This window comes from Ruegeria sp. AD91A (assembly GCF_003443535.1).
In the GTDB taxonomy this organism is placed as follows: Bacteria; Pseudomonadota; Alphaproteobacteria; order Rhodobacterales; family Rhodobacteraceae; genus Ruegeria.
On sequence record NZ_CP031946.1, the window covers coordinates 2,069,287 to 2,081,694 of the forward strand.

Sequence of the window (12,408 nt, forward strand, 5' to 3'; positions counted from 1 at the left end):
AAATGATCATGCTGCGCTACGTGGTGTATCGCTTTTTCACGATGCTGCTGACTTTGTTGGTGGTCTCGGTTCTGGTTTTCGTAATCATCAACCTTCCGCCCGGCGACTATCTCAGCAACCAGATCGCGGAACTTCAGGCCTCGGGCCAGTCGGCAGGTGTCGCAAAGGCAGAGTTCCTGCGCGCTGAATACGCGCTGGATCGCCCCATGTGGGAACAATACCTGATCTGGATAGGTTTCTGGCCCGGACCGCACGGGTTTTCCGGTTTGATCCAGGGCAATTATGGCTGGTCTTTTGAATTCGACCGCCCCGTTTCTGAAATCGTCGGTGACACGCTTTGGTTGACGGTTGTGGTCAATCTGGCTGCGATCCTGTTTGTCTATGCCGTGGCACTACCACTGGGCGTTATCGCCGCTGCGCGGTCCCGAACATGGATCGATTACACCTCGGCCTTCGTGGGGTATCTGGGCCTGGCAACGCCGAACTTTTTGCTGGCGCTGATCCTGTTCTACTACGGCCACCAATATTTCAACCTGCCAATCGGGGGGTTGATGGATCCAAGTTTCGAAGGCCAGCCGATGACTTGGGAGAAATTGAAATCCATCCTCATCCACCTGATCGTACCGACCTTTGTCATCGGCACTTCAGGCGCATCGGCGATGATGCAGCGTCTGCGCGCGAATATGCTGGACGAATTGGGCAAGCCCTATGTGGAAACCGCCATCGCGAAAGGCATGGCCCCGTCTCGGATGCTCACCAAATATCCGCTGCGAGTGGCCTTCAACCCCTTTGTCGCAGATATCGGCAACCTGCTGCCGTCGATGGTTTCCGGCTCTGTTCTGGTCTCGGTCGTTCTGGGCCTTCAGACCATTGGCCCGACCCTGCTGACAGCCCTGAAGACGCAGGATCAGTTTCTGTCAGCATTCATCCTGATGTTCGTCGCCCTGCTGACCCTGATCGGCACGATGATCTCGGATATCCTGCTGGTGATGCTGGATCCGCGCATTCGGTACGAGGGGCGTGAAGCATGACTGATCGTCCTGACAACCGCTACGTCGATGACGCGCCGTTTGATCCGCAGGCCTCGGTTCAGCAACTGGAACGCGCCGATCTGGATGCCCCCAACTGGGTGCTGGTCTGGCGCAAGTTCAGAACGCATAAGCTGGGCCTGATCTCGGGTATCTTCCTGCTGCTATGCTACCTTATGCTGCCCTTTGCGGGTTTCATCGCGCCCTATGGCCCGAACGACCGCAACGGAGAGCACCTGTACGCGCCGCCACAATCGGTAAACTGGTTCCATGAGGGCGAATTCATCGGCCCCCACGTTTACCCGATCGTAGCCGAAGCGGACCTTGAGACCTTCCAATGGAAGTTTGTCCCCGACACAGAAGACCCGCGCCCGATCAGGTTCTTCTGCGAAAGCTCGGAGTACAAGCTGGCCGGATTGATCCCGTCAGACACACACCTGTTCTGTGCCCCACAGGGGGCTACGCTGTTCCTGTGGGGATCCGACCGGTTGGGCCGAGATATCTTCAGCCGTATTCTTTACGGCGCGCAGCTGTCTCTCACGGTAGGTCTGATTGGTATCTCGGTGTCGTTCTTTCTTGGCATCCTTTTCGGTTCGATGGCCGGTTATTTCGGCGGGCGTATCGACTGGACCATCAACCGGGTTATTGAAATCCTGCGTTCACTGCCGGAACTGCCCTTGTGGCTGGCCCTCTCAGCCGCCGTGCCCTCGAACTGGAGCCCGGTCGCAGTGTTCTTTATCATTTCGATCATCCTTGGCATCCTCGACTGGCCAGGTCTGGCGCGCTCGGTCCGCGCGAAATTCCTGTCGTTGCGCGAGGAAGAGTATGTGCGTGCGGCTGAAATGATGGGGGCAAGCTCTGGCCGGGTGATCCGCAAACACCTGCTGCCAAACTTCATGTCGCATCTGATCGCATCGGCCACATTGTCGATCCCGGCTATGATCCTGGGTGAAACCGCGCTCAGTTTTCTGGGCCTCGGCCTGCGTGCACCTGCCGTCAGTTGGGGAGTGATGCTGAATGACGCGCAGAACCTCGCTTCGATCGAGATCTACCCGTGGACGGCTATCCCGATGTTGCCGATCATCGTCATTGTGCTGGCGTTCAACTTCCTCGGCGACGGGCTGCGCGACAGTCTCGACCCCTATCAGCAATGAGCCTTCTGGCCACTCTTCCCGCTGTTGACAGCTATCACAGGCTTGGAGGAGGCGCTTTGCTAAGCGTCTTCGCCGTTTCCGAACTGGCCACCGCCGGCTTTGCAGCTGTGGGACGGGAAATGGCCCGGTTGATCCAGGCTCTCAACCTATCTCCGAAGACACCTGAGGTCACAATTGATCACCGGCTGGCATCTATGTGGTTCGGCTATTCCTTCAAACCAGACGGTTGGGACGTGCCCAGTTTGTGGGACGCGGTCGCGGGCGATTACAAAGCCGCGGATGGCTGGATCCGGTTGCACACAAACCTGCCCCGTCATCGCTCTGCTGCTTTGAGGGTCCTGGGCACCCAGCCCGAGCGCGAAGCGGTAGCAAAAGCTGTCAGGTCCTGGGCAATTTCGGAACTGGAAACAGCAGTTGTCGCCGAAGGTGGCGTGGCGGCAGCCATGCGCAGCCGGACCGAGTGGCTTGACCACCCGCAGGGCCGCGCCGTGTCGCGTGACCCCTTGATTGGCTGGCAAGGGCCACGTTATGTCAAGCTGCGCGACAGACCTCAGGCCACCGCTGATCGGCCTCTGGCAGGGTTGCGGGTGCTTGATCTGACTCGTGTTCTGGCCGGTCCGGTTTCAACGCGAACACTGGCCGGTTTCGGGGCCGAGGTTTTGCGCATCGACCCACCTGACTGGGATGAACCGGGGGTGATCCCGGACATCTCGCTGGGGAAACACTGCGCCTATCTTGACCTGAAATCGGAAGCTGGTCTCGAACGTCTGCACGGGCTGTTGTCTCAGGCCGATGTCTTCGTACACGGGTATCGCCCCGGCGCGCTGGATGCTCTGGGATTGACGCGGGCCAAACGTGACGACCTGGCTCCGAACCGGATCGAAGTCACGCTGGATGCCTATGGTTGGCAAGGTCCATGGTCGACCCGACGCGGGTTTGACAGCCTTGTCCAGATGAGCGCGGGTATTGCTCATGCCGGGATGGGTTGGGCTGACGCGGACAAACCGACCCCGTTGCCGGTTCAGGCTCTGGACCACGCAACGGGCTACCTGATGGCTGCTGCAGTACTGTCCGCACTGGCCGAGGCCGCATCGGGCAATTCCATCATGCACGCGCATCTCTCTCTGGCGCGTACCGCCGAACTTCTGGCCGTGCTCGGAAAAGACGAAGCAGAATCCGCGCCCATCAGCCCGGCAACAACAGATTACAGCACGGCAACAGAGACTTCCGGCTGGGGTCCCGGCCATCGCCTCAAACCTGCGCTGAGGGTCGGCGAAGCGACGATGCGTTGGGATTTGCCTGCGTCGAAACTGGGCAATTCAAAACCTGTCTGGCCCTTCACCGCCAACTGACCGTCCGCCGCGCGGGACGCGCGGCCGGGCGCAACGCTTCGGGTGGCGTCTCGTCAGAGACGCAGTCCAAAGCGACGGGAGCGCCCCTAACGATCATCGCCGCCTGGCCCGATATCGTCCAGATAATCCTCATCAATCGCCGCCTGCGCCGCACCTGTCACGGCCTCACGTTGATTAGGTGTCAGCTCTTCGGCCTCTTTGCCATCCGCCAACCTCACGGTGACTTCGCGATGCGCAAATTTGATGCCTTCCCGCGCGAACAGCTCGCGAATTTCCTGATAGACCCTCTTGCGTATCAGCCATTGATCGCCCGGTTTGGTCATAAACTTGACCCGGATGATCATCGCTGAATCCTGCATTTCGATCACACCCTGGGACTTCAGCGGCTGTATGAAATTTTCTCCGATCACAGGATCGCTCAGCAACTCCTGGCCCAGCTTCTTGATCAGCTTGCGAACCTTTTCCACGTCAGTGTCATACGTCACGCGCAGCGGCAGTTTCATGATCACCCAGTCACGGGAATAGTTGGTCAGAACTTTGATTTCACCAAAAGGAATCGTGTTCAGCGCGCCAAGATGGTGACGCAGCTGGAAGGACCGGACCGAGATTTTCTCGACCGTTCCCTTGACGTCTCCGATATCGATGTACTCACCCTTCCGAAAGGCATCATCCATCAGGAAAAACGCCCCTGAAAAAATATCTCGCACCAGTGTTTGAGACCCGAAGCCAACGGCCAGACCAACCACACCAGCACCTGCAAACAACGGGCTGACATTGATACCAAGTTCCATGAGAACGATCAGCATGATCGTCACGACGACAACGGCCAGAATAGCGCCGCGGAACAATGGCAGCAGTGTCGCCAGCCGGCTTTGGCCGCCTTCTCCGCCCTCATCGCCCAATTCGGCCTCGGTGCCATCATCGACTTCCTCCGCTATCTTGCTGTCGATCCAGATGCGAAAGAAATGAAACAGAACGTAGCCGATGAAGATGATGACCATCACATCCAGCACGCGTGCAACCGGCAGGTCCTGGCTCCAGTCCGCCTCGGGATACCAAATCACCACAAGCGCATAGGCACCGATCACAAATGCCAGAATTCCAGCCACCCGACGCGCCAGATCTTCATAGGTCAGAAGATACTGTCTGCGCTGTTCTGCCTCGGGCGTTTCCACGGTCTCGAAATCCGCATTAGCGGCGGCGGTGACGGTTTCTTCGTTTATCTCGTTGACCTTGCGTGAACGGTCAAAATACCGCTCCAGCACGTAGTTCATCGCACCATAGGCGATAACAACGGACATGAAGATCATATAGCTGCTTGCGATCAGCGGCAGCGGCGTTGGGTTCTCCAGTGCAAGATCAACAGCCAAACGGAACCAGCTGAACACGACATAGACGATCAGTGCCGGCGCCCAGCCGAAGGATACGAACCGTAACAACCAGGACACCTGATCCGGCGCTCGTCCGCCACGGATTGCATTTGAAATGGCCCGGGCATTGAAAAGGATCATCAGAATATTGCCCAAAGCACCCAACATTGTCAGGCAGCCATAGACCATGGCGTAGACGTTATAATTCAGCCCGAAATCCGCAACCCAGGTCGAAAACAGAACAACCGTGATGTCATAGGTCGCGAGTGCAGAAGCCCAGAGATACAGCCGCTTGGCATCCCGGTCCGAGAACGGTGGCAGTCGATATTGGCTCAGGTAGGGTGACAAAACCATCCGCCACAGATCGGACACCGTGCGCGACAGGAAGAACGCCGTGAAGATCGCCGTGACCGTGAATTGGATCGAGATATCGTCTGCTTCGCCAAAAAACAGATACCCGACGATCAGCGCCATAAGCATCGCAAAAATCGTCGCTCCGATCCCCATCAGGAACCGGAACAGCAGGAAGGGCATCTTTTCGCGGTAGCCTTGCGGTTCATCCTTGATCCGCGCAACAACCCAGCGGCGCGCGATGCGTTTTCCGTATATCTCGATAGACAGCCAGCGCCCCAACAACAGGAACAGGATGTTCCAGCCCAGAACTTCGACATAGGTCTGAATACGACCGTCCGGGCTGGTCTGACGCAGGACATACTTCACTTCGAACACCGAATACGGCAGCGCCTCAAGCCGTGACTGCATCGACTCACGGAATTTCGAGAACCGCTCCTGCGCCTTCATCAGCTGCGATCCGCCACCCATGGGATTGTTCGAATCGCTGGCCGCATCATCCGGGCCCGCATCCGCGCTGCCGGCTGTTGTCACAACCTGCCCAGCGCTGTCGATGACGATCACACTTGCCCCGGCTTCACTGGCCGCGCGAATTGCCTCCGCCAAATCACTTTCTTGCGTGGTTTCAGACGAACTGCCCGAGCTATACCCCGGAATCAACGACGACTGCGCTGAGACGCTGACCGGAAGTGCTAGAACAAAAGCCCACAAAGCCAGAGTTATTGCGGCCAGAAAGGTGTGTTTCATAGGGTTTTGCATCCAGCTTTTCCGATAGCGGCCAGACTACAGAAGGGTTTCAGGCAGTTCAAACACTCGGGTGTGACCTGCTCAACATCGTGATCCGGCGTGTTCTTGACGCACTGTTTGATCACGGATGTTTTCAATCTGGTGAAAATTGAATATGAACGAACAGAAGTTTAAGGCCCTGCCCCTTTGCCAGTTCACCTGCTCTTTTGTGATCCCTCTCAAGCCTTGGTGCGATATGTCGCGAAATCGCCGATATGCTGTTGCCAAATCGCAATGTTTGGAACATTTGCGGAAGAGCATTTCCTCCTTTGGCAAGCGTGGCTGGGAAATATACAGTAACGCTTGCAAACGCGCGGATTTCGAACCGGGATCAAGAAGACGGGCAACACTATGAGCCTTAGCAAAACCAAATCCAAACCGGACCGCGCGCCGCGTATCCTGTTTTACAGCCACGACACGTTCGGGCTGGGCCATCTTCGCCGGTCGCGGGCTTTGGCGGCTGCGATCACGCAGGCGGATCAAAGCGCGTCGGCACTGATCCTGACCGGCTCGCCTGTGGCCGGTCGGTTTACGTTTCCCCGCCGCGTCGATCACGTGCGCCTGCCCGGTGTGACCAAACGTGCTGACGGATCCTATGCTGCGCGCACAATCGGGATGGGCATCGAAGAAGTGACCGAATTGCGGTCGGGTCTGATTCAAACAGCAGTTCAGCAATTCGACCCCGATATTCTGATCGTCGACAAGGAACCGACAGGGTTTCGGGGGGAATTGCTTCCGACCCTGAAATACCTGCAACACAACTGCGGAACGAAACTGGTGCTTGGGTTGCGCGATGTTCTGGATGAACCCGAAGTGTTGGCCGCTGAATGGGCGCGCAAGGAAGCCATTGATGCGACCGAGCGGTTTTATCACGAAATCTGGGTTTACGGCTTGCAGTCGATTTATGACCCGACACAGGGGCTGCCCCTGAGCCCGGCGGCGCAGTCCCGCATTCACTGGACGGGGTATCTGCGCCGTGATCTAGGCCCAGTCGGCGGACCACCGGAACAACCCTATATCCTGATCACGCCCGGCGGTGGCGGCGATGGCAAGGCGATGGTCAACCTCGTTCTGTCTGCATACGAAAAAGATCCGGATCTGTCACCGCGCGCGGTTCTGGTCTACGGTCCCTTCCTGTCTGGCGAGTTGCGAGAGGATTTCGAAACGCGCGTCGCGGCTCTGAACGGTCGTGTCACTGCTGTTGGCTTCGAATCCCAAATCGAAACACTTTTTGCAGGCGCCAAAGGCGTCGTCTGCATGGGTGGCTACAACACGTTCTGCGAGGTTCTGTCCTTCGACAAACGCGCGGTCATCGTCCCGCGCACCACGCCCCGGCTGGAACAGTGGATTCGGGCTTCGCGTGCAGAAGGGTTGGGCCTCGTGCGGATGCTGGATGAAAACCGGGATGGCCTGACACCGGATTCGATGATCCGTGCCATTCGGGAACTGCCGCATCAATCCCTGCCGTCCCAAACCATCCAGAGCGGATTGCTGGACGGGCTGAACTATGTCACGGACCGCATCGAGAGCATGCTGACCTGGGAACAGGAACGAGCCACCGGATGACCTCAGATTCCCCTACTCTGGCGGTTGTGGTCAAAGGCTGGCCACGACTGTCTGAAACGTTCATCGCGCAGGAACTTGTCGCCTTGCAGGATGCCGGACATCATTTTGACATCTGGTCTTTGCGGCACCCGACCGACACGAAACGCCACCCTCTGCATGACCGTTTCACAGGGCAGGTCCGATACCTGCCCGAGTATCTTCATGACGAACCCAAACGGGTCTGGGCGGCACGGACCCTGGCCCAAACGCTTCCCGGTTACGACAGGGCCTATCGGATCTGGCGTCAGGACTTGAAGCGCGACCCGACACCCAATCGCATCCGCCGGTTTGGGCAAGCCTGTGTTCTGGCCGCTGAATTGCCTGCCCAGACGCAAGGGTTGTACGCTCATTTCATGCACACGCCGTCGTCCGTTACCCGTTACGCCGCCATCATGCGCGAATTGCCGTGGAGTTTTTCGGCTCATGCCAAGGATATCTGGACGTCGCCGGATTGGGAAAAACGTGAAAAGCTGAAAGCCGCATCCTACGGGGCCACGTTTGGCGCCACCTGTACAGCCATCGGAGCGGATCATCTGCGCAGCCTGGCCGATGACCCCAAGCGCGTGGATTTGATCTATCACGGGTTGGACCTGTCTCGCTTTCCTGAACCGCCAACGCAAAGGCTGCGTGCTGCGGGCGGTCCTTTTCACATGATTTCCGTCGGGCGTCTTGTCGAGAAAAAAGGCTTCGATCGTCTGGTCGCGGCTTTTGCATTGCTGCCCGATGACCTGGATTGGCACTGGACCCATATCGGTGGTGGCGCATTGGGTGATGCTTTGCGGGCGATGGCGAACACAGCCGGCATCGCGAACCGGATCACCTGGAAAGGGGCCTGCGACCAGCCGGAGGTCATCGAAGCGATGCGTGATGCCGACCTGTTCGTTCTGCCCAGCCGCATCGCGAAGGACGGAGACCGCGACGGGTTGCCGAATGTGTTGATGGAGGCCGCGTCTCAGCTGTTGCCAATCCTGTCGACTCCGATCTCGGCGATCCCCGAGTTTATTGAAACCGGAACGCATGGGGTTTTGTCCGATGACGACCCATCGGCGCTGGCAGAAGCCATTGAAGGTTTGGCAACCGATCCGCAGCAGGCCGCAAGAATGGCACGTGCAGCCTATGATCGCCTGCAAGCCGAGTTTCGGATGGCCCCCGGCATCGCACGGCTGTCTGAACGCCTCAATTCCATGTGCATGGAAAACGCGTAATGGCGCGGGTCGCGTTTTATGCCCCGATGAAATCTCCTGACAGCCCGAAACCTTCGGGCGACCGTGAAATGGCCAGGAACCTGATGCAGGCGCTGACCGCAGAGGGTGATACGGTCGATCTGGCGACCGACTTGCGCATTTATGACAAAAGCGGCGACGAAGACTTGCAACATGCCCTGAGACGCGCGGCAGAGGATGAAGCGAAACGACTTATCTCTGACATGCCTTCAGATACTAGTCTTTGGGTGACCTACCACAATTATTACAAGGCACCTGACCTGCTGGGCCCTCGGGTTTGCAAGGCGCACGGCATTCCCTATGTGCAACTGGAAAGCACCCGCGCATCCAGCCGGTTAAGCGGGCCGTGGGCTGAATTTGCCAAGGCGGCGCATCAGGCCTGCGATGCAGCAGATGTGATCTTTTATCACACGGCCAACGACCTGATCACTTTGGAGCGGGATCGTTTTGGCGATCAGGCTTTGGTCGAATTGCCTCCGTTCCTGCCAATGGCCGAATTGCCCCCCGCCGCCATCGGCGGTGAACCCATGCTGACCGTCGGCATGATGCGGTACGGGGACAAGCTGGCGTCCTATCAGATATTGTCCGAGGCCCTGGCGCATTTGACAGGAGACTGGCACCTCAATATCGCGGGAGACGGCCCGGCGCGCAGGCAGGTTGAGACCCTGATGGCACCATTCGGACATCGGGTGAGTTTTCTGGGTCAGCTTGACCGGGAAGAATTGCAACGCGTCTATCAACAGTCGTCTCTGCTTGCCTGGCCCGGAGTAAATGAGGCTTACGGGATGATTTACCTTGAGGCGCAGGCCGCGGGATTGCCTGTCGTCGCTCAGGATCGGCCCGGCGTACGCGATGTTCTGTCCCCCGCGGCCTATCCGTCTGTCGCAAGCGGTGCCAAGGGATTTGCGGATGGCATGCAAGCTCTTCTTTCGGATTCCATGCTGCGCCACTCTCTCGCCGCTGCAGCACGCGACTACGTGGCAGAGCGCCACCTGATGCCACAGGCGACCGAGCGTTTGTGGGCAACCCTCCGACCTCTGCTGAAGGACGTATCATGACCCGGCTTGCATTGCTCCGCCATGGGCACACCCATTGGAACCGCGCGGGACGGATCCAGGGGCGCAGCGACATACCGCTGGACGATGACGCCCGAGCCGAACTGGCAGGCTATGGATTGCCGCAGGACTGGGCCAAAGCTGACATCTGGTCCAGCCCCCTGCACCGCGCCAGTGAGACGGCGCAAATCGTGACTGGTCGCGACCCGAACACCTCGGACGCGTTGACGGAGATGAACTGGGGCGATTGGGAAGGTCTGCGCGGAGTTGACCTGATCGCGGACACATCCAGCGGGTATCGTCATATCGAGAGTTGGAGCTGGGATTTCCGCCCACCAAACGGGGAAAGCCCGGCCGAGGTTCGCGACAGGCTTCACCCGTGGCTGTCCGAGTTGCAGCGGGATACCGTCGCGGTCTGCCATATCGGAATCATGCGGGTCATTCTGGCCCAGGCTTGGGGGTGGAATTTTGAAGGCCCTGCCCCCTTTAAGATCAAACGCAATCGGCTGTATATCGTCGACATGAATACCATGACCGCCGACGCCGACCCCGTTCGCCTGATCAAACGCGAGGCCCCGCAATGAAGGTGATGATCATCGTCACGCACCTGTTGGGCACCGGGCATCTCAGCCGGGCGCTGACATTGGGGCGGGCATTTCGGGATGATGGCCAAGACGTCATGGTCGTGACGGGTGGCATGCCCGCGCCGCAATTGGATAGCACCGGCATGACCCTGTTCGGCTTGCCGCCTCTCAGGTCAGAAGGAACCAACTTCACCCGTTTGCTGACCGAAAGCGGTGAAGAGGCTGACGCGGCCTATTACGCCGCGCGTGAGGCAACCTTGGTGCAGGCGGTCAAAAGCTTCCAGCCGCATATCCTGATCACCGAGCTTTACCCCTTTGGCCGCCGATCACTCTCGGCCGAGTTCGATGCGGCCCTGAATGCGGCGAGCGCCTTGCCTGAGCGTCCCGTCATTCTCGCGTCGATCCGAGACATTCTGGCTCCGCCCTCCAAACCCGCCAAGGCGGAGCGCGCGGATGAAATCGTGTCTCGGTATTATGACGGCATTCTGGTTCATTCGACCGAAAGCGTTACGCCCCTGTCGGTCAGTTGGCCGGTGTCGGACCGACTGGCCAAGCGACTTCACTACACTGGCTTTGTGGCGCCCGCATTGCCCCAACCTCACCCCGACGCGGCGGGTCAGAATGAAATCCTGGTCAGCACTGGCGGCGGATCTGTTGGGCAACCGATCTTTCGCGCGGCCATCGAGGCCGCCCGAAAGATGCCCGACAGGCGCTGGCGCCTGCTGGTCGGTGGAACGGATGCACGGGCGCGGATCGCTGAATTGTCCCGGCCGGCTGCAGGTGCTTCGGTTGTTCTGGAACCTGTGCGGCCGGATTTTCGCCAGATGCTGCCCCTTGCAGCGGCGTCGGTCAGCATGTGCGGCTACAACACTGCCATGGATATCCTTCAAAGTGGTACCGCCGCCGTGTTTGTACCTTTCGACGACGGCAAAGAGGTAGAACAAGGGCTGCGCGGGCAGAGCCTGTCCGATCTTCCTGCAATCGAAGTTCTGGAAAGCAGAACGTTGAGCGGGGCGACATTGGCTCAGGCGGTGGAGCGTGTCGTGGCCGACGGCCCCCGTGTACAACAGGATTTCGGTTTTGACGGAGCCATCCAATCCGTTCACATCGCCAAGCGCCTGCTGGAGCAGCGTACATGAACCCCGACTGGCGCCCACTTGATGTCGAGTTGAACCATTGGCGTGCCGAAAGCTTGCCCTTGCCTCTGTGGTGGCGCGATGATGATGCCATTGCGCCAACATCGCAATTGGACCGCCTTTCCGAGCTGGCTGAAAAACTGGGCCTGCCCGTGCATCTGGCCGTCATCCCACGTGACGCGACGCCTGCGCTGGCGGAATATGTTGCCGGGCGCGCGTCTCTTATTCCGGTCGTACACGGTTGGGCACATACAAACCATGCGCCCAGCGGTGAGAAGAAGGCCGAGTTTCGGCTCGACCGACCGCTGGAGGTGATGGTGACGGATGCGCAGGCCGGGATGGCGCGTCTTCGGTCCCTGTTTGGTGACAATATGCGACAGATGTTCGTGCCCCCCTGGAATCGCATTGCGCCCGAGATGGCCAAACAGTTGCCAAAGCTGGGATACCGCATCCTGTCCACCGCAACGCCCCGCAAATCACGTCTGGCCGCACCGGGGCTTGAACAGATCAACACCCATCTTGATCCGATCGACTGGCGCGGGTCGCGTGGCTTGATCTCACCCGACGCCATGATCGCACAGATTGTTGGATTTCTGCGAGACCGGCGCGAAGGCCATTCAGACAACACCGAGCCCTTTGGTATTTTGACCCATCATCTGGTTCATGATCAGGGCATCTGGGCCTTTACCGAGGCCCTGCTGAGCAAATTGCTGAGCGGGCCCGCCACAGCCTGGGTCGCGCCAAAGAACGAATGAGGACATCAC

Annotated in this window: 10 protein-coding genes; 9 read left to right on the forward strand and 1 reads right to left on the reverse strand. The window is 58.8% G+C overall.

Features of this window, described 5'->3' with window-relative positions:
- Positions 1-2: 2 nt before the first annotated feature.
- Genes D1823_RS10275 through D1823_RS10285 form a run of 3 tightly spaced genes read left to right on the forward strand, consistent with a single transcriptional unit; the run spans position 3 to position 3,534 of the window.
- On the forward strand, positions 3-1,031 hold the full coding sequence (locus D1823_RS10275) for an ABC transporter permease (RefSeq protein ID WP_117869822.1): 1,029 nt from the start codon (positions 3-5) through the stop codon (positions 1,029-1,031).
- Positions 1,028-2,182 (forward strand): ABC transporter permease, encoded by a 1,155-nt coding sequence (locus D1823_RS10280; protein WP_117869823.1) that lies wholly within the window; start codon positions 1,028-1,030, stop codon positions 2,180-2,182. The genes D1823_RS10275 and D1823_RS10280 overlap by 4 nt, the downstream gene beginning before the upstream one ends.
- Positions 2,179-3,534 carry a CoA transferase gene (locus D1823_RS10285; RefSeq protein WP_117869824.1) on the forward strand — a complete coding sequence of 452 codons (1,356 nt, stop codon included), beginning with the start codon at positions 2,179-2,181 and terminating at the stop codon, positions 3,532-3,534. Before D1823_RS10280 ends, D1823_RS10285 begins: the two co-directional genes overlap by 4 nt.
- An 86-nt stretch (positions 3,535-3,620) precedes the next feature.
- Here D1823_RS10285 and D1823_RS10290 read toward each other — a convergent pair whose 3' ends face one another.
- Positions 3,621-6,002, reverse strand: a complete 2,382-nt coding sequence (locus D1823_RS10290; RefSeq protein WP_117872838.1) for a mechanosensitive ion channel family protein — start codon at positions 6,000-6,002, stop codon at positions 3,621-3,623.
- 390 nt (positions 6,003-6,392) lie between these two features.
- On the opposite strand from D1823_RS10290, the gene D1823_RS10295 reads away from it, so the two are divergent.
- From D1823_RS10295 to D1823_RS10320, 6 genes are read left to right on the forward strand one after another with little or no spacing between them, the layout of a single operon-like run.
- Entirely contained in the window at positions 6,393-7,607 is a 1,215-nt protein-coding gene (locus D1823_RS10295; protein WP_205511816.1) for a glycosyltransferase family protein, read from the forward strand.
- On the forward strand, positions 7,604-8,851 hold the full coding sequence (locus D1823_RS10300) for a glycosyltransferase family 4 protein (protein WP_117869825.1): 1,248 nt from the start codon (positions 7,604-7,606) through the stop codon (positions 8,849-8,851). The genes D1823_RS10295 and D1823_RS10300 overlap by 4 nt, the downstream gene beginning before the upstream one ends.
- Positions 8,851-9,927 (forward strand): glycosyltransferase family 4 protein, encoded by a 1,077-nt coding sequence (locus tag D1823_RS10305; protein ID WP_117869826.1) that lies wholly within the window; start codon positions 8,851-8,853, stop codon positions 9,925-9,927. Before D1823_RS10300 ends, D1823_RS10305 begins: the two co-directional genes overlap by 1 nt.
- Positions 9,924-10,508 carry a histidine phosphatase family protein gene (locus tag D1823_RS10310; protein ID WP_117869827.1) on the forward strand — a complete coding sequence of 195 codons (585 nt, stop codon included), beginning with the start codon at positions 9,924-9,926 and terminating at the stop codon, positions 10,506-10,508. The genes D1823_RS10305 and D1823_RS10310 overlap by 4 nt, the downstream gene beginning before the upstream one ends.
- The gene (locus D1823_RS10315) at positions 10,505-11,647 is read left to right on the forward strand and encodes a glycosyltransferase family protein (protein ID WP_117869828.1); all 1,143 of its coding nucleotides are present in this window, start codon (positions 10,505-10,507) and stop codon (positions 11,645-11,647) included. Before D1823_RS10310 ends, D1823_RS10315 begins: the two co-directional genes overlap by 4 nt.
- Positions 11,644-12,399: a polysaccharide deacetylase family protein gene (locus D1823_RS10320; RefSeq protein ID WP_117869829.1), complete on the forward strand. Its 756-nt coding sequence runs from the start codon at positions 11,644-11,646 to the stop codon at positions 12,397-12,399. Before D1823_RS10315 ends, D1823_RS10320 begins: the two co-directional genes overlap by 4 nt.
- The last annotated feature ends 9 nt before the right edge of the window (positions 12,400-12,408 follow it).

Excerpts from the sequence above, each read along its gene's own strand:
- D1823_RS10300 (WP_117869825.1), top strand. The coding sequence starts at position 7,604 with ATGACCTCAGATTCCCCTACTCTGGCGGTTGTGGTCAAAGGCTGGCCA.
- D1823_RS10310 (WP_117869827.1), top strand. The coding sequence starts at position 9,924 with ATGACCCGGCTTGCATTGCTCCGCCATGGGCACACCCATTGGAACCGC.
- D1823_RS10280 (WP_117869823.1), top strand. The coding sequence starts at position 1,028 with ATGACTGATCGTCCTGACAACCGCTACGTCGATGACGCGCCGTTTGAT.
- D1823_RS10290 (WP_117872838.1), bottom strand. The coding sequence starts at position 6,002 with ATGAAACACACCTTTCTGGCCGCAATAACTCTGGCTTTGTGGGCTTTT.
- D1823_RS10275 (WP_117869822.1), top strand. The coding sequence starts at position 3 with ATGATCATGCTGCGCTACGTGGTGTATCGCTTTTTCACGATGCTGCTG.
- D1823_RS10320 (WP_117869829.1), top strand. The coding sequence starts at position 11,644 with ATGAACCCCGACTGGCGCCCACTTGATGTCGAGTTGAACCATTGGCGT.
- D1823_RS10315 (WP_117869828.1), top strand. The coding sequence starts at position 10,505 with ATGAAGGTGATGATCATCGTCACGCACCTGTTGGGCACCGGGCATCTC.
- D1823_RS10285 (WP_117869824.1), top strand. The coding sequence starts at position 2,179 with ATGAGCCTTCTGGCCACTCTTCCCGCTGTTGACAGCTATCACAGGCTT.
- D1823_RS10295 (WP_205511816.1), top strand. The coding sequence starts at position 6,393 with ATGAGCCTTAGCAAAACCAAATCCAAACCGGACCGCGCGCCGCGTATC.
- D1823_RS10305 (WP_117869826.1), top strand. The coding sequence starts at position 8,851 with ATGGCGCGGGTCGCGTTTTATGCCCCGATGAAATCTCCTGACAGCCCG.